Source organism: Hymenobacter defluvii, from assembly GCF_017589435.1.
GTDB classification, from domain to species: domain Bacteria; phylum Bacteroidota; class Bacteroidia; order Cytophagales; family Hymenobacteraceae; genus Hymenobacter; species Hymenobacter profundi.
Window position 1 is genome coordinate 270967 of the sequence record NZ_JAGETX010000004.1, and the last position, 16768, is coordinate 287734.

At 58.6% G+C, this 16768-nt stretch carries 14 protein-coding genes; 5 read left to right on the forward strand and 9 right to left on the reverse strand.

The window, feature by feature from the left end; translation table 11 throughout:
- Positions 1-127: 127 nt before the first annotated feature.
- The 7 genes from J4D97_RS09860 to J4D97_RS09890 all read right to left on the reverse strand — a co-directional run bounded on the left by J4D97_RS09860 (position 128) and on the right by J4D97_RS09890 (position 10586).
- Complete coding sequence (locus J4D97_RS09860; protein ID WP_185283973.1) at positions 128-1597, reverse strand: TolC family protein; 1470 nt, start codon at positions 1595-1597, stop codon at positions 128-130.
- A 304-nt stretch (positions 1598-1901) separates the two neighbouring features.
- Entirely contained in the window at positions 1902-5069 is a 3168-nt protein-coding gene (locus J4D97_RS09865) for an efflux RND transporter permease subunit (RefSeq protein WP_208307433.1), read from the reverse strand.
- 107 nt (positions 5070-5176) lie between these two features.
- Complete coding sequence (locus J4D97_RS09870; protein ID WP_185283975.1) at positions 5177-6328, reverse strand: efflux RND transporter periplasmic adaptor subunit; 1152 nt, start codon at positions 6326-6328, stop codon at positions 5177-5179.
- Between the two features lie 58 nt (positions 6329-6386).
- On the reverse strand, positions 6387-6692 hold the full coding sequence (locus tag J4D97_RS09875; RefSeq protein WP_185283976.1) for a hypothetical protein: 306 nt from the start codon (positions 6690-6692) through the stop codon (positions 6387-6389).
- Between the two features lie 347 nt (positions 6693-7039).
- Positions 7040-8161, reverse strand: coding sequence for a 23S rRNA pseudouridine(2604) synthase RluF (rluF, locus tag J4D97_RS09880; RefSeq protein ID WP_208307434.1), 1122 nt, complete (start codon positions 8159-8161; stop codon positions 7040-7042).
- 196 nt (positions 8162-8357) lie between these two features.
- Positions 8358-9734, reverse strand: coding sequence for a sensor histidine kinase (locus tag J4D97_RS09885; RefSeq protein ID WP_208307435.1), 1377 nt, complete (start codon positions 9732-9734; stop codon positions 8358-8360).
- Between the two features lie 174 nt (positions 9735-9908).
- Entirely contained in the window at positions 9909-10586 is a 678-nt protein-coding gene (locus J4D97_RS09890) for a response regulator (protein WP_185283979.1), read from the reverse strand.
- A gap of 237 nt (positions 10587-10823) precedes the next feature.
- Between J4D97_RS09890 and J4D97_RS09895 the strand changes: the two genes are divergently transcribed.
- The 4 genes from J4D97_RS09895 to J4D97_RS09910 all read left to right on the forward strand — a co-directional run bounded on the left by J4D97_RS09895 (position 10824) and on the right by J4D97_RS09910 (position 13506).
- The gene (locus J4D97_RS09895) at positions 10824-11255 is read left to right on the forward strand and encodes a hypothetical protein (protein ID WP_208307436.1); all 432 of its coding nucleotides are present in this window, start codon (positions 10824-10826) and stop codon (positions 11253-11255) included.
- Complete coding sequence (locus J4D97_RS09900) at positions 11252-11956, forward strand: SCO family protein (RefSeq protein WP_208307437.1); 705 nt, start codon at positions 11252-11254, stop codon at positions 11954-11956. The genes J4D97_RS09895 and J4D97_RS09900 overlap by 4 nt, the downstream gene beginning before the upstream one ends.
- Positions 11953-12369, forward strand: coding sequence for a c-type cytochrome (locus J4D97_RS09905; RefSeq protein ID WP_208307438.1), 417 nt, complete (start codon positions 11953-11955; stop codon positions 12367-12369). Before J4D97_RS09900 ends, J4D97_RS09905 begins: the two co-directional genes overlap by 4 nt.
- Before the next feature lie 168 nt (positions 12370-12537).
- Positions 12538-13506 (forward strand): enhanced serine sensitivity protein SseB C-terminal domain-containing protein, encoded by a 969-nt coding sequence (locus tag J4D97_RS09910; RefSeq protein WP_208307439.1) that lies wholly within the window; start codon positions 12538-12540, stop codon positions 13504-13506.
- Positions 13507-13650: 144 nt separating this feature from the next.
- Here J4D97_RS09910 and J4D97_RS09915 read toward each other — a convergent pair whose 3' ends face one another.
- A complete protein-coding gene (locus J4D97_RS09915; protein WP_208307440.1) occupies positions 13651-14097 on the reverse strand; it encodes a DUF2062 domain-containing protein in 447 nt (148 codons plus the stop codon).
- Positions 14098-14272: 175 nt separating this feature from the next.
- Between J4D97_RS09915 and J4D97_RS09920 the strand changes: the two genes are divergently transcribed.
- Positions 14273-15229 (forward strand): YihY/virulence factor BrkB family protein, encoded by a 957-nt coding sequence (locus J4D97_RS09920; protein WP_208307441.1) that lies wholly within the window; start codon positions 14273-14275, stop codon positions 15227-15229.
- A 168-nt stretch (positions 15230-15397) separates the two neighbouring features.
- On the opposite strand, the gene J4D97_RS09925 is transcribed toward J4D97_RS09920, so the two are convergent.
- Entirely contained in the window at positions 15398-16741 is a 1344-nt protein-coding gene (locus tag J4D97_RS09925) for an NAD(P)/FAD-dependent oxidoreductase (RefSeq protein ID WP_208307442.1), read from the reverse strand.
- Positions 16742-16768: the final 27 nt, after the last annotated feature.

The window sequence follows — 16768 nt, forward strand, 5'->3', positions numbered from 1 at the left end:
CATCCTGAGCACAGCGAAGGGCCTTATGCTAGTTGAACGAATCGTTGCTACGTCAATCGTTCTGCTGGCATAAGGTCCTTCGCTGTGCTCAGGATGACATATTTTCTTCCTACCCTACTACCCTAACTTACTCCCAACCGCCGCCCAGGGCGCGGTAGAGGTCGATAAGGAGCAGGAACTGCTCGCGACGGGTTTTGGTGATGTTCAACTCCGCCTCCAGCACGTTGCGCTGGGCCGTAATTACTTCGAGGTAAGATGAGTAATTCACGCCGTAGAGGTCGTTGGAGATGTCAACGGCTTTATTGAGAGCTTCCACTTCTTGCTGCTGTAACTCGTACATGCGCTGGTAGTTCTCAATGCCTTTCAGGTTGGTTACCACTTCCTCGAAGCCGGTTTGCACGGCTTTTTGATACTCATAGTAGGCTGTGCGTTGCTCGGCGGCACTGCGGGCATAATCGGCGCGGAGGGGCGCGCGATTCAGGATGGGGCCTGTGAGGCCACCCAACAGGCCATAGGCCAAAGAGCTAGGATTCAGCAGTACGGAGGTGCGGTAGGCATTAAAGCCTACATAGGGCGTGAGCACCAGCGAGGGTAGGAAGGCAGCGCGGGCGGCGGCCACGTCGGCTTTGGCCGCCGTTAGCTCCAGTTCGGCCTGCTGTACATCGGGGCGACGCAGGAGCATGGTAGCGGGCACACCGGCGGCCACGCTGGCGGGCAGGGGCTGCACGCCAATAGGCTCGCCGCGGGTGATGGGCTGCGGGTAGCGCCCCAGCAAGCGGTTCAGCTCATTCTCGGCGGCTACCACGCGCTGCCGGGCTTCGTATTGTAGGCTGCGTGTGCGCAGGAGTTGAGCAATAAACTGCTGCACAGCCAGCTCCGTGGCGCGGCCACCGGCCTTTTGGATCTTCACAATCTCCACGGCGCGCTCCTGCAATGCCCGGTTTTTGCCTAGCACTACTAGCTCGTTATCGAGAGCCAACAGGGTGTAGTATAGGCGAGCTACTTCGGCCACCAAGGCCGTTTGCACGAACTGACGACCTTTTTCGGTGGCTAGCACGCGCAGGAAGGCGGCGCGGCGGCGGTTGCGTAGCTTACCCCAGATATCTAATTCCCAAGCGCTACGCAGACCCAGAAAGAAATCGGGGGTAGGGTTTGGGATGAGGCGACGACCATCAATGTTAGGCGACAGGTTGGTGTCGTAGTTGCCGGTGCCGTTGAGGGTGTATTTGCCGTAGCGCTCCACCCCGGCCGATGCCACACCTGTGATGGCCGGCAGCAGAGCACCGCGCGTAATAAACACGTTGGCACGCGCTGCTTCTACGCGCTGCATGGCAATGCCCAGATCCGGGTTGGAGCGAATAGCGGTATCGAGCAACGCTACCAGGTTGGGGTCAGCAAAGAAGTGCTGCCACTGCTGGTTGGCCATGCTCACCGTATCGGTGACGCTGGTAGTATCCGTGACGGTGCCGAAGGTAGTGGGGATGGGGGTAGCGCGGGGCATGGTCACCGGGCCTACCGAGCGGCAGCTACCAGCCAGCAACAGTGCCAGACTAGCAGCCAAGGGTAGGAAACGGCGGGTCATAGAAGATGGGTTCATGCAGGTATGGAGGAGAGAAGGCAGCGGCAGCGACGGTCTTCTGCTGGGCGTATGGTTTGGGTTGTTGGAGGCTAGTAGCTAGGCAGTGAATAAAACCAGAAGTTAGAAGCCAAGGCCTAGGGTTAGTTTCCCTCCTTTTCAAGGAAGGGTGCCCGCAGGGCGGGGTGGTAAAACTGTCAGAACGACGCTAAGCCTAGCAAGTCAAAGAGTAGATAAAACTAATCCTAGATGTCGTTCTGATGACTTTTACCCCCCTACCCCCTCCTTGAAAAAGAAGGGGAATTTGTTCTAACTTCTCAAAGCATTAAGCTATAGCGTGGGCGGTTTCTTCGGCTACGGGTTCCACTGGGCTATGCTTGTCTTCCACAGGCTCTTTCTTCTCCCGCGAAAACAGCACGTACAGCCCCGGAATCAGAATTACCCCCACCAGCGTGCCGATGAGCATACCACCCGCTGCCGCCGTACCAATACTGCGGTTGCCGAGGGCACCGGCGCCGGTGGCAATCGTGAGCGGCAGCAGACCGGCAATGAAGGCGAAGGAGGTCATCAGGATGGGGCGTAGGCGGGAGTAGCCGCCTTCCACGGCCGCATCCAGGATAGATGCGCCTTGCTTGCGGCGCAGCACCGCAAACTCGATGATCAGAATGGCGTTTTTACCCAGCAAACCAATCAGCATTACCAGCGACACCTGGGCGTAGATGTTATTTTCCAGCCCCAGCAATTTCAGGAACAAGAACGCCCCGAAAATACCGGCCGGCAAGCTCAGAATAACCGGCAGCGGCAGCAGGAAACTTTCGTACTGAGCGGCTAGCAGCAGGTACACAAACAAGAGCACCACCGCAAACACATACAGGGCCTGGTCGCCGGACAGTACCTGCTCGCGCGTCATACCCGACCACTCGTAGGTGTAGCCGCGGGGCAGTTCCTCGGCGGCTACCCGCGCTACGGTGTTAATCACGTCGCCGGAGGAGAAGCCGTTGGCGGCGTCGCCGTTCAGCATGGCCGAGGTATACATGTTATAGCGCGTGAGCTGCTCAGGGCCGTATACACGCTCCAGACGAACGAAGGTGGAGTAGGGCACCATCTCGCCCCGGTCGTTTTTCACATACATCTTCAGCACGTCCTCGGGCTTGGTACGGAAGCTAGGCGCAGCCTGCACCATCACCTTATACATCTGCCCGAAGCGGATAAAGTTGGAGGCGTAGAACGAGCCCATCAGCGTTTGCAGCGTGCTCATGGCTTTATCAATGGTCACGCCTTTTTTGGCGGCCTGCTCCTGGTCTACGTGAATAAGGTACTGCGGGAAGCTGGCGTCGAAGCTGGTGAAGGCCGAGCCCACAGCGGGCGTCTTTTGCAAGGCCGCAATAAACTCGTTCGAGACGCGGGCGGTCTGTTGCAGGTCGCCGCGACCGGTGCGGTCCAAAAGGCGCAGCTCGAAGCCGCTGGAGTTACCAAAGCCCGGCACCGTGGGTGGGGGTAAAAACTGAATATCGGCGTCTTTGAGGTGGCGGGTTTTCTCCTCCAGAATGGCAATCAGGTCCTGCACCGACTCCTTGCGGTCGTCCCAGGTTTTCAGGTTGATCATGCCCATGCCGTACGACGAGCCAGCTACTTCTGTGGTCAGGCTATACCCAGCCAGCGTCGATACCGACTCTACCGGCTCCAACTTTGCGGCGATGCGCTGTACCTCATCGAGTATTTTTTCCGTGCGCTCCACGGTAGCGCCGGGCGGCGTGGTCACGTTCACGTAAATCATGCCCTGGTCCTCGGTTGGGATGAAGCCGGTGGGTAAGATGGTGGTGATGCCGTAAGTGGCGACAAAGAATACCAGCATCAGCCCAATGGTCACTACGCGGCGGTTGGCCACCACGCGCACCAGCTTCTGGTAGCGCAGGGCCAAGCCCTCGTAGTAGCGGTTGAACCCGCCGAAGAAGCGACCCAGCAGACCTTTTTGCTCACCCTCGGGGGCATGGCGCAGCAACAGCGCGCACAGAGCCGGCGTGAGCGTGAGGGCGTTGATACCCGAAATCACAATGGAAAACGCTAGCGTGAGCGAGAACTGGCGGTAGAACACACCCACCGGACCATCCATGAACGATACCGGCACGAACACCGCCGACATCACCAGCGTGATGGCGATAATAGCGCCGCCAATCTCGTGCATGGCCGCAAACGTGGCCTCCTTCGGACTCATGTGGTCCTCGGTCATCTTCACGTGCACGGCTTCCACCACCACAATGGCGTTATCGACCACAATACCAATGGCCAGCACCAGCGCAAACAGCGTGAGCAGGTTGATGCTGAAATCCAGCAGCTGCATGAAAAACAGCGTACCAATGAGCGCAACCGGCACGGCCAGGGCCGAAATAAGGGTAGAGCGCCAGTCTTGCAGGAAGATGAACACTACTAGGAACACCAGCACGAAAGCTTCTACCAGCGTGCGCAGCACCTCGTGAATACTGGCATCGAGGAAGCGCGACACGTCGTAGGCAATGTTGTAGGTCATGCCGGGTGGGAAGCTCGTGCCTTTCAGCTCGGCCATGCGCTTCTTCACGTTTTCGATTACCTCCGAAGCGTTGGAACCGGGACGTTGCTTGAGCATGATGGCCGCCGAGGGCCGCCCGTCAATCTTGGAGGTCATGCCGTAGTTCAGCGAGCCGAACTCGATGCGGGCCACGTCCTTGAGGCGCAGCACCGAGCCATCGGGGGTAGCGCGCACCACAATGTTTTCGTACTGCTTGGGCTCGAACAGCTTACCCGTGTAGCGTAGCACGTACTGTAATTCCTGGCCGGCCTCGCCCGAGCTTTCGCCCGATTTGCCGGGGGCCGCCTCCACGTTTTGCGCCCGGATGGCCTCAATCACCTCGTCGGCCGATACGTTCAGGGCCACCATGCGGTCAGGCCGCAGCCACACTCGCATGGAGTACTCACGCGAGCCCATGATTTCGGCGAAACCTACCCCGTCAATCCGCTTCAGCTCCTGCAACACGTTGATATCGGCGAAGTTGTAGATAAACCTCTCCCCCACCGCCTTATCATCGCTCATGATGTTGAGGTAGAGCAGCATACTATTCACCTCTTTCTCGGTACTCACACCCGCCTTAATTACCTCTTCCGGCAGTTCGTCAATCACCGTCTGCACGCGGTTTTGCACGTTCACGGCCGCCAGGTCGGGGTCGGTGCCTACCTGGAAGAACACAGTGATGAGCGTGATGCCGCTGTTGGTACTCACCGAGGTGAGGTAGGACATGCCCGGCACGCCGTTGATGGCGCGTTCCAGGGGCGTGGCTACTGCTTTGGTACACACCTCCGCGTTGGCACCGGTGTAGCGCGCCGTCACCGTCACCGATGGGGGCACGATGTCGGGAAACTGCGTGATGGGCAGCTGAATCAGGGCCAGCAGGCCCAGAAACACGATAACCAACGAAATAACCAGCGACAGTACCGGCCGGCGAATGAATATGTCGAACATAGAGGAGGGTAGGAATGCTTAGGTGAGGTAGTGGGTGGGAGGCTGGAAACTAGGGCTAAAAGCTAGGCTAGTTCCCCTCCTTAACAGAGGAGGGGAGTTCGTTCTAACTACTGAGCTTCAGCCAGCAGCGTTTTCATGGTCACGGGTCGGGACTGGATGGTATTGCCGTCGCGCAGGTCCTGCACGCCTTCGTACACAATTCGTTCACCGGCTTTCAGACCCGATTTCACTACATAGAAGTCCGACAAACGGGCTTGGGGTGTGAACGACTGCTGCTTGATCTTGCCATTTTGTCCCACCACAAACACGTAGTTTTTATCCTGCGTCTCAAACACGGCGCGTTGCGGAACCAGCAACGCGTCTTTCACTTCGTTCTGAAGGCGCACTCGGCCGCTGGCATTGTGCTTCAGCAGCCCTTCGGGGTTGGGAAAACGCGCCCGGAAGGCAATAGAGCCAGTAGTTTCCTCAAACTCGCCTTCCATGGTTTCAATGCGGCCGCCGTGGCGGTAGGGCGTGCCGTCGGCCAGCACCAGCGTCACGCTATCGTGGCCAGACTTCTTGGTGCGCTGGCGGGTTTTGGCGTACTCCAGGTATTCGTTTTCAGCCACATTGAAGTAGGCGTACACAGCGCCCAGGTCCGATACGCTGGTCAGCAACGTACCATTGTCGACGAGGCTACCCGTTTTCAGCGGAATCCGGTCGATGATGCCATCGAAGGGCGCTTTGATAAGCGTGTAGGACAAGTTGAAGTTGGCATTGGCCTGTGTGGCCCGCGCCTCCCGCACCATCGCCTGTGCCGCTCTCAGTTTGGCCTGGGCCACATCCAGCTCCGAGGAAGCAATGATGTTTTTCTTCACCAGCATCTGCACGCGGTTCAGCTCCAGCTCTGCTACCTGTTCCTGGGCTTGGGCGTTGCGCACGTTGGCCGCCGAGCTAGCCAGGCGCTCTTTGTACTCGCTCGCATTGATGCGGAACAAGGGCTGGCCTTTCTTCACAACCTGGCCTTCATCCACGTAAATGTGCTCCAGAAAACCAGGTACCCGCGCCCGCACATCCACGTTGCGCACCGCTTCAATATCGGCCACGTAATCGTGGTGGAGCACGGTGTCGCGGGGGGCGAGTTGCACTACCGGCACCTCCGGCACATCCGATTTGTTGGTATCGGCCTGGCTTTTTTCAGAGCAGCTACCTAGCGTAGCAGCAGCCAACGGTAAAACAAACCAGAAAAACTGGCGGAAAGAGGAATCCGAAAGAGACACGGAGAGAAAGTAAAAAGGTGTAGGAGGATTGATTCACAAACAAAAAAGCGGCTCGTAGTCATCTGAGACCAGAGGCAGCAGCCGTTGCCGGCAACTTGCTGGCGGCTTCACTTACCAGTAAACTGTCCTTACGTAGATGCTCGGCCTGACAGCGAGCCAACATGGCACGCGTGAGGCGTAGTTCTTCAATGGCATTGGGCACGCTGGGCAACTCCTCGTCTTCATCTTCGTCGTCGGAACCCAGCCAGCCTACCCAGGCGGTGTCGTTCTGCGGCAGCACGAGGTAGCAATTCAGCCCCGTTGACAGCAGCAGGGCTCCCAACAGCAGCCAAATCAGCATGATGTGCCGGCTATCTTGTTGCATTCGGTTTTCGGGCTTGTGTACTACAAAGCAACCGCTACGACGTTAGAGCCGTCTTAGAATAACATTAGAAAAGATTAAAAAAGACCGCAACCGCGATAAAGTGGCTGGTCTATCTAGGGCGCGACGTTGCGCCGAGCGCACGGCGCCGGAACAGTTCTACCGCGAATAATCCCTCCTACAGTAGAGCGGATGTCAGCGTATCGTGTCGCATAATTATACCAGCCAAATCAGTTTTTAGCGGTCCGCTTGCTGATTCAGTCGGCCGTAACGCTACGCACAGCCCGCCAGCCGGTATTTTCTGTTTTCGGTAGAATCAGATAGGAAAGAATCGAGATAAAGGCGCTGCGCTACCGGCTCCGGCTGGCGCCGCGGCTGCCGCTGGATTTGCCTTTGGCCGGTTTGCCGGCCCCCTTGGCCAGGCGCTTGGCGTCGCCCTGGGGGCCGCTTTTCGGGCCGGTCGATTTACCGGGCCGAGGGCCGGCCTTGTCGGTAGGACGACCGGAGGCGACACTGCGGCCGGCCGTAACCAGCCGCTTGGGCTTCGCGCCGGGTCGCGCAGTGTCTTTATCGAGCCAGGTGCCGGCAGGAAGGGACTTCGCTTTGCGAGGAGCGTCGTCACGCAGGGAAGGGTCGAAGGCAGGACGCACGATATCGGCCCGGCCGGTGGTGGGGCGGTTTGTTTTGGGGCCCGAACGGTCGCCCCACTGATCAGCCGTCGATACCACTTTGCGGCGGCGCGGCGTGCGGCCATCGTCGGTGCCTTTCGAGTCTTCAATCATTTCAAACAGCACCTTCAGCTCCTTTTCGCGTAGCTCGCGCCATTCGCCGGGGCCCAGGCCCTTGATGCTGATGTTCATGACGCGGATGCGCTCCAACTGCACCACTTCGTAGCCAAAATACTCGCACATGCGCCGAATCTGGCGGTTCATTCCTTGTATCAGCGTCAGCCGAAAAATGTAAGGCGTTTCCTTCACCACCTTGCATTTCTGGGTCATCACGCCCAAAATGGGCACTCCATTTTGCATGGCTTCCAGAAAATCATCCTTGATGGGCTTGTCTACCATCACGATGTACTCCTTCTCGTGCTGGTTGCCGGCGCGCAGGATTTTGTTGACGATGTCGCCGTTGCTGGTCAGCAGCAGCAGACCCTGCGACTCCTTATCGAGGCGGCCGATGGGGAAGATACGCACTGTGTGCTTGATGGCCCGGATGACGTTGTCCTTCACGCCCAAATCGGTGGTTGTAACGATGCCGGGGGGTTTGTTGTAGGCCAGGTACACCGCCTCCTCCTCGGGCCGGGGCTCGATGTGGACACCGTTCACCACTACCCGGTCGCGGCTCGTTACCTGGTCGCCGATGGCGGCGCGCTTGCCGTTCACCGTCACGTTGCCTTGCTCGATGTGGCGGTCGGCTTCGCGGCGCGAGCACACGCCACTTTCGCTGATGTATTTATTGAGTCGGGTTGCCATAGTAGTAGAGCGTAACGCGGGGTGCGGGGTACTTAGACCAGCGATAAAAAAAGCAGTGACCAGCCCGCTGCGGGTCGGCTGCCGGCAAAGATACGGCTAACCTTGCAGGGCATTTCGATTGAAGTAAGGAATCTAGCGTGGATTTCAGCGTGGCACATGCGGTAACCACACAGGGCAAACCCGTTTTGGGTGCCTCCTACCCCACATCCTGCACGGCGGCCAGCAGCACCGTAGCCGTGGTACCCGCGCCGGGCTCTGACGCCAGCGTGAGCTGCCCGCCGTGGCGCTGCACAATCTTGCGGGTGATGGGTAGGCCCAGGCCGTGGCCGGGCATGTGGCGGCCACTTTCACCACGATACAACGGCTCAAACACGTGCGTCAGCTCGGCTGAGCTCATGCCTTTTCCAGCATCAGTGATGGTGAGGCGTAGAGTAGCAGAATCGGCGTAGCCCAGGGTACTACTCACAGCGCCCGCCGAGTATTTGCAGGCATTATCCAATAGGTTGAACACCACGGTGGTCAGCAATTGAGCGTTGCCCAGCACCATAAACGGGTCTTCTACCTCCTCGGGCAAATCGTCGAAATCCAGGCGGATGGTACGGGTAGGGTACTTGGTCTTGCACAGAGTCAGGGCCTGGGTCACGCATTCATCCAGGCGTACGGGCTCCCTTCGGAACGCCGTGTCATCGGCCTTGGCTAGGGCCAGCAGGTCGTTGGTGAGGGCAATGAGGCGGCGAATTTCCTCCATCGCCGACGCGGTACTCTGGCGGGCTTCGCTCAGGTCGTGGTCGTAGGCCAGGGAGGTTTCCAGCGTGCCCAGCAGGTTGGCCAGGGGCGTGCGCAGCTCGTGCGAGGCGTGCGACAAGAAGCTTTTTTGCGACTCGAAAGCTTGCTCCAGCCCGCTCAACATCTCGTTGAAGGTGATGGCCAGCTGTGCGATTTCGTCGCGGCGGTTGCCCTCGGCCACGCGCCGGCTCAGGTTGGAGGCCGTGATGCGCTTCACCTGCCGCACCACGCGGGCAATGGGGCGTAGGGCCTGATCGGTGAAGTACCAGCCGGCCAAAATAATCAGCACCAGCGCACCCAGATTGCCTACCAGCAGCAGCAGCCGCAGCTTGGCAAATTCCCGCGCCCCAAACACATCCTGCCCCACCAGCAACACGCGGTAGCTCCGGCCCTGATGCTGATACAATATCCCTACCCCCTCGCGCCCGTCCAGCTGGAAGTGCGCTGGGCGTGTGCTTCTAATTTGATTGAGATACACAGAATCGGGTAGGGGGCGCAGTGACTTGCCTAGCCCGTATACCAGCTGATTCTGCTCGTCGTAGATGCCGATGTATTCCTGGTGCATGGTCAGCAGGTCGGCGCGGCGGAAAGTGCGCAGCACGGCCGTATCCAGGTTGGCCCGCCGGATGAGCAGCCGCGCCGCCAGCACCGCCTTGCCCTCCAGACGATGGTAGTAGCGCTGCTCCCGCGAAAACGAGCTGAAGTAGTAAATAAACGCCGACAGCGCCAGCTGAATGCCTACCACCAGCAGCGTAAAGCGCAACAACAGCTTATTCCGAATCAGCAAAGGAGAGGTGGTGAAATTGTGAGCGGTGAAGTTGTAAGATGATGAATTGTCTGGTCATACTGAGCGTAGGTACAGCCGGAGTCGGAGTATCTCTACTGATAGTAATTCCCGATGACAGCAGCGAAGCGGTAGAGATGCTTCGACAGGCTCAGCATGACAAGACGACTTCACCCCCTACCCTTCCCGCATCACGTAGCCCATGCCTACCATCGTATGAATGAGCTTAATAGGATAACCTTTGTCGAGCTTTTTACGCAGGTAGCTCACGTACACATCAATGACGTTGGTGTTGGTGTCGAAGTTCAGCTCCCACACCTTCTCGGCAATATCTACCCGCGAAATCACCTTGCCACGATTCAGCAGCAGATATTCCAGCAGGGCATACTCCTTGGTAGTCAGCTCGATGCGCTGGCCGCCGCGGGTCACGATTTTGGATTCTAGGTTTAGCTCCAGGTCGGCGATGCGCAGTATCCGCTGCACGGTGCTGGCCTCAGTGGCGCGGCGCGTGAGCACGCGGGTGCGCAGCAGCAGTTCCTTGAACTCGAAGGGTTTCACGAGGTAGTCGTCGGCGCCGGCCTCGAACCCCAGCACCTTGTCGTCGAGGCTGTCGAGGGCGGTGAGCAGCAGCACGGGCACCGTAGGGTGCAGCTGCCGGCTCAGGCGGCACAGCTCCAGGCCATTGAGGTAGGGCAGGTTCACGTCCAGAATCACCAGCGCGTAGCTGTTCTGCCGCAGCAGCGACTGGCCCACACGCCCGTCGTAGGCCACTTCAATATCATAGCCTTCATTGGCAAAGCCTTTCTGGATAAACGAGGCCAGCTTGGGTTCGTCCTCGACGAGCAGCAGTTTCATGCTGTAAAGATACAGGTGGGGAGAGTGAGAAAAGGAGGAATGGGGACAAGAAGTCTGTCATCCTGAGCGCAGCGAAGGACCTTCTCACGCCAGAGCGACAAGCGTAACAACGACCCGTTCTGTGGGCATAAGGTCCTTCGCTGCGCTCAGGATGACAGACGCCCTACCTCCTACCCCTCACACTCTCCTACCCCCACACCCTCCTACCCTCACGCACTCCTTTGTACCTTTGCCTGCGTGAGAACGTCCACTTTCCTATTAGGGCTGCTGACGCTGGCCGCCCTACCCGCCTGTCTGTCGCTGGAAAGCGACAAGCAAAAAGAAGAAGCCGCCGAAAAAGCCGTGCTTAGCAAGCACGACGAGGCCATGGCCCAAACCACCGGCCCAGTGTACGAGCTGCGCCAGCAGCTCCAGCAGCAGCCCGGCCCCGACACCGCCCGCACGGGCCGGCAGATACGCAGCCTGCTCCGCGCCGAAGCCGCCATGACCGGCTGGATGCACCAGTACCGACGCCCAGCCGACTCCACCGCCCACGAGCGAAAGTTGCAGTATTATGCCCGGCAGCAGCACAAAATCGACTCCGTGGCTGTTCTCATTTCCAGTAGCCTCGACTCGGCCCGGCAAGTGCTGGCCGCCGGCGCGGCGCCTACCCCTAGTTCTGCTCAATGATTCGTTTTGCCCTGCGCCGCGCCCTCGGCTCGTTGTTCATTGGCCTCGGCAGCCTTGCGCTGCTACCCGCCTGCTCGTCGTCTTCCGCTGATCAGCAAACCGCCCAGTTGCCCTACATTGGGGAGCGGGAGGTGGTACCCAGCCCCACCGGCGGCCCCGCCGACACGGTGTACGCCACCATCCCTACCTTTCACCTCACCGATCAGGCCGGGCAACCCGTCACCAACAACACGTTCAAGGACAAGGTCTACATCACCGACTTTTTCTTTGCTACCTGCCCCAGCATTTGCCCCAAAATGCAGAGCGAGCTGCTGCGCGTGTACGAAAAGTATAAAGACAACCCACGCGTGGTGTTCCTGTCGCACACCATCGACCCGGCCCACGACTCCATTCCTGTGCTGCGCGACTATGCCGAGCGCCTGGGCGTGACCGACGCCTCGCGCTGGCACTTCGCCACCGCTCCCCACGATACGGTGTTTGCGCTGGCCCGCGCCTACATGACGGGCGCTCAGGTAGATAAAGAAGCCCCCGGCGGCTTTGCTCACACCGGCGCTTTTGCCCTGGTAGACCCCAACCGCCACGTGCGCGGCATCTACGACGGCTTGAACAAGGACGAAGTGGACCGCCTGATCAAGGAAATTCCGGTGCTGTTGCAGGAAGTGAGTGCTACCCCTGCCACCGCTACGGCCCCGCGGCCGTGAGGCGCTGGTGGCTGCGCGGCGCGGCGGGTCTGGCAGCGGCTAGCTTGCTGGTCAGCTGTTTTTCCAACCGCCAGAATGAGGGCGAGAAGCTCTACGCCACACATTGCGCCAGCTGCCACGGCGAGCAGGGCGAGGGCCTGCGCCGCCTGATTCCGCCTTTGGCTGGCGCCGACTACCTGCACCAGCAGCGCGCTGCCCTACCCTGCCTGATCCGCGAGGGGCAGCAAGGCCCGATCGTGGTCAACGGGGTGACCTTTAACCAGGTGATGCCTGGCCACGACGACCTTACCGACTCGCAGATTACCAATATTCTCAACTTTGTGCAGCAGCAGTGGGGCAATCAAAATCAGACGTACACCATCCGGGAGGTGTCGGAGCTGCTGGATGCCTGCCACGGCAGCGACGGCCAGTAATTGGCACGCCACTGCATAAATTTGCCCCAAATTGCCTAGCTTGGCCTTCCTAAGTTGTCAGATATTAGTTGTCAATTGTTGGTTTTAAACTAAATCGTTGACTGACAACTATCAACTGCTCCCTAACAACTTTTCTTATCCCTTTGCTTCGTTATTGATTCCTTTCCTATGGGTCTGTTTGACTTTCTGAAACCTAAAAACGAGCCGACTTCCACTCCTACACCGTCGGCAACGCCTACCCCTTCTACCCCCGAGCAGCCCGCTACCCCTGGTGGCCCTCGCTACAAAGGCTCCAATTATACTTCGCCGCCGCAAGCCGGTGTGCCAGCACCGCCGTCCATGCCCCCTATGCCTCCTATGCAGGAGCCGTATATTCCGCCCATGCCGCCTATGCCCGACTTCGAGCCCACCAACGTGCTGGAGGAATTGCTGATGCGCGCCGCCGCCGAGCCTAATGCACGCCCCATTTTCTACCGGGCGCTGTTACAGGAAGAAGTGGTAGTAGTACTGCACCCCAAAGAAGGCCTGGAGCCCGGCGAAGTGACGCCCACCGAAGGCATGGAAATTCAGTTGCAAGTGCTGAACGACGGCAAGATTCCGGTATTTACGTCGCTGGAGCGCGTGAGCGACGGCGCCGTGGAACAGGAGACGATTTCCTACCTGCGCCTGCGCGGCATCGACCTGTTTCAGATGGTGCAAGGTGCCGATTGTGCCCTCAACCCCTTCTCGCCAGTAGGCAAGCTGCTGCCCGCCGCCGAGCTGGCCGATTTGCTGGCTGGTAACCTCACCAATATTCCCGGCGAGGGCGAAGGCCAGGAAATGCAGGTGATGTTGGGCCCGCCCCACGAGTCGACGGCTGGCCTGGCGGAGGCCGTGCGCACCTACTGCGCCACCAACCCTGACATTGAAGCCGCCTACCTAGCCCAAATGCAGATACAGGGCTCACCTGAGCCGCCACGCCTGCTGCTGGCTTTCCACTCCACCGCCGCCAACCCCGATTTCCTACAGGAATTCGGCCCCACGCTGCAAGAGCACCTCACCAACCAGCCCCAGCTGGACATGATGCTCATCGACCCCGCTTCGGGCGAGCCCATTAATCAGTACTTCCTACAAAGCGAGCCGATTTATCAGAAGTAGATTAGGAAGGAAAAAGATCAGGCTGTCATGCTGAGCTTGTCGAAGCATCTCTACAGGTAGTAAATTGATTACTCACAATAGAGATGCTTCGACAAGCTCAGCATGACGGCTTTTTTTACTTTAACGACGTAAGTCCTCTACTCCTTAGCCCTCCAACTCCTTCAGAGCTTTCTTCTGCAACAGGCCCTGGTAGATTGGCCGGGCACTGAAATACAGGATAAGGCCCAGCGGCACCGCGGCCACCAGCCACAGCAGCAGCGCGCCCAACTCGGCGCGCCACAGCAGCGTGAAGGCACCACCCAGATCATGCGTGAATAGATAACGCACGCGGCCCATCGTCAGCGTTTGGGCGTTGGCGCCCAGCAGCGGCGCCCCAAACCGCAGCAGCGGCAGCATAAACAGCAGTTGCAGCGGGCTCATTAGGTGACTGATGAGCAGCATGGCGGCCACATTCAGACGCAGGCGTACGGCCGCCAGCGTGCCCAACAACGTGGTGGCGCCCAGCACCGGCACAATGCCAATGGCTACCCCTACGGCTGTGGTGAGGGCCAATTGGTGCGGAGTAAGCCCTTGCTTGAGAATATTTTGCAAAGGCAATAGCACCCGGCGGCGCAGCCAAGAAGGCGGCGATGAAGAGGGCGGTAGCGGGGCGGCGGGTTCAACCAAAACAAGGCAGGTTTTTGAGGCAATGATAGACGACGGGCATCCCCGCGTTGTATCTTCGCAGTTCGCTCCGGCGCTACTTGGCCAGCGAATCAATCAGGGAATGACAAAAGTACGCGTGCCAGGCCAGCCTCGGTCAAAAGAGTGGAAGGATTTCTTTGTGCTACTGCGCCGTGCCAGTCGGATGCTGTCGGCCAATGACCCACTGCGGCTAGGGGCGGCCACGGCGTTTTTCACCACGTTTGCCCTACCCCCTATCGTCATCATCCTGATTCAGGTGCTGGGGTCGCTCTATTCCAAATCTATTGTGCGGCAGATGCTGCTCACCAAAGTGGCCGATTTGCTGGGCGCTTCGGCTGCAGGGCTGGTACAGCAGATTTTGCAAAACGTGACCAACGTGGAGCGCAGCCGCACCGTGACGTGGTTGGGTTTTGCGTTCCTACTATTCATCGCCACTACGCTGTTTGTCGTTATTCAGCACTCCCTCAACCAGCTCTGGAGCATCCGGCCGGAGAATGGGTTTTCGCCGTTTTCCAATCTCCTGAAGGAGCGGGGCCGCTCGTTACGCGTGTTGCTGGCTACGGCGGGCCTTTCCATGCTGGCATTTCTGGTAGACGCGCTGCTCTCGCTATTCGCTCACTCGCTTGTCGATTTCAACGCCCCTTTCGGCTATTACGTAGTTCAAACGCTCAACCGGCTGGCATCTTTGCTGATTCTGGTGGCGTGGTTTGCCTTCACCTTCCGCACGCTTAGTTTGGCCATTGTTTCGTGGCGGGCCGTGCTGCCCGGCGCCGTACTCACGGCCATACTTATTGATTTGGGCGAATTTATCCTAGGCTATTTGTTGGTACCGCGCAATCTTGGCCCCATTTACGGACCGGCATCCAGCATTGTGCTGGTGCTACTCTTCGTATTCTATTGCGCCATGATTTTCTATTTCGGCGCCTGCTTTACGAAAGTCTATGCCCACTACATCGGCCACGACATCAAGCCCAAACGCCACGCCGTACGCTACCGGCTGGTGAATTTAGCTGAGGAGGAAGAAGAGAGCCAGGGGTGAAGTGGTTAGGTTGTAAATCAAGAAAGCGTCTGTCATGCTGAGCGCAGCGAAGGACCTTATGACAGTAGAACGACAAGTGTAATAACGACTCGTCCTAACGTGATAAGGTCCTTTGCTGCGCGCAGGATGACAGACGCTTTGTCTATCTATTCACTCATAAATTCACCTCTATTCCATCTGCTGGCGCTGCATGAACTCCTGCGTTTTCACATCGTCTTTGCGCACGTACGGACTGATAATCACGCGCGTACCGCTTTGATAGGTAAAGAAGCGGTACACCCAGTTGGCCATCACCACCAGCTTGCTGCGGAAACCGATGAGGTAGAAAATGTGCACGAATAGCCACGCGGCCCAGGCCATAAAGCCGCTCAGGTGCTTACCGCCGGGTAGATCGGCCACGGCGCGGTTGCGGCCGGTGATGGCCAGGGAGCCTTTATCGAAGTAGGAAAATGGCTCTAGTATCTCACCTCGGCGCAGGCGGTGTAGGTTTTTGGCCAGGTGCACGCCCTGCTGAATGGCAGGTTGCGCCACGCCGGGGTGGCCATTTGGCCATCTCTCGCTCCGCATCAGGGCAATGTCGCCGATAGCGAATACGTCGGAGAAGCCCTGCACTTGGTTGAACAAGTTGACCACATAACGGCCGCGCTCCAACGTTTCCTTGGGCATGCCCTCTACTGTGGCTCCCGTTACGCCGGCGGCCCAAATCAGCGTCCGTGCCCGGATTTCTTCTCCATTTTTCAGCTTCACCACCTGCCCGTCGTAGTTTTCAACCAGCGTGTTGGTTTTCACGATAACGCCTAACTCTTTCAAATCCTCGTGGGTGTGAGCACTGGACACAGGCGACATGGGCGGCAGCACGCGGTCTAGTCCTTCTACCAGGTAGATGTGCATCTGGCTGAAATCCAAGCCAGGGTAGTCTTCTGGCAGCACGTGGGCGCGCATTTCGGCAATGGAGCCGGCCATTTCTACGCCCGTAGGGCCGGCGCCTACCACTACCACGTTCAGCAGCTGCTCGCGCACGGCGGGGTCGCTGGTCATGTTGGCTTGCTCGAACGCCTGCAATAGCTGGCTGCGCAGGCTCACAGCATCCGACACCTGCTTGAGGGGGAAGGCGAATTGCTTCACTTGGTCGTTGCCGAAGTAGTTGGTGCGCGTGCCAGTGGCAATTACCAGATAGTCGTAGCTCAACTCGCCTACCAGGGTCGTCACGGTTTTGGCCGTTGGGTCGACGTTGGTTACCCGCACTGGGCGGAAGTGAAAGTCGGGGTAGTCTTTATCGAACAGCTTGCGGATGGGCTCGGCAATCGTTTCGGGCTCCAGGCGGGCCGTAGCCACCTGATAGAGCAACGGCCAGAAACCGAAGTAGTTCAGCTTGCTGAACATCACAACTTGGAACTCGTGTCCGGCCAGCTTTTTAGCCAAATTGACGCCTCCAAAGCCACTACCAATAATGACAACGCGGGGCTTTTTAGTGGCCGGAATATTCAGAGAAAGGGTTTCGGGAGTTATCATACAGCGAGAGGGAAAGGATAGCGAGAG

Bases quoted from the DNA above. Each gene is read 5' to 3' on its own strand.
- J4D97_RS09925 (WP_208307442.1), bottom strand. From the start codon at position 16,741: ATGATAACTCCCGAAACCCTTTCTCTGAATATTCCGGCCACTAAAAAG.
- J4D97_RS09875 (WP_185283976.1), bottom strand. From the start codon at position 6,692: ATGCAACAAGATAGCCGGCACATCATGCTGATTTGGCTGCTGTTGGGA.
- J4D97_RS09920 (WP_208307441.1), top strand. From the start codon at position 14,273: ATGACAAAAGTACGCGTGCCAGGCCAGCCTCGGTCAAAAGAGTGGAAG.
- J4D97_RS09860 (WP_185283973.1), bottom strand. From the start codon at position 1,597: ATGAACCCATCTTCTATGACCCGCCGTTTCCTACCCTTGGCTGCTAGT.
- J4D97_RS09910 (WP_208307439.1), top strand. From the start codon at position 12,538: ATGGGTCTGTTTGACTTTCTGAAACCTAAAAACGAGCCGACTTCCACT.
- rluF (WP_208307434.1), bottom strand. From the start codon at position 8,161: ATGGCAACCCGACTCAATAAATACATCAGCGAAAGTGGCGTGTGCTCG.
- J4D97_RS09900 (WP_208307437.1), top strand. From the start codon at position 11,252: ATGATTCGTTTTGCCCTGCGCCGCGCCCTCGGCTCGTTGTTCATTGGC.
- J4D97_RS09865 (WP_208307433.1), bottom strand. From the start codon at position 5,069: ATGTTCGACATATTCATTCGCCGGCCGGTACTGTCGCTGGTTATTTCG.
- J4D97_RS09890 (WP_185283979.1), bottom strand. From the start codon at position 10,586: ATGAAACTGCTGCTCGTCGAGGACGAACCCAAGCTGGCCTCGTTTATC.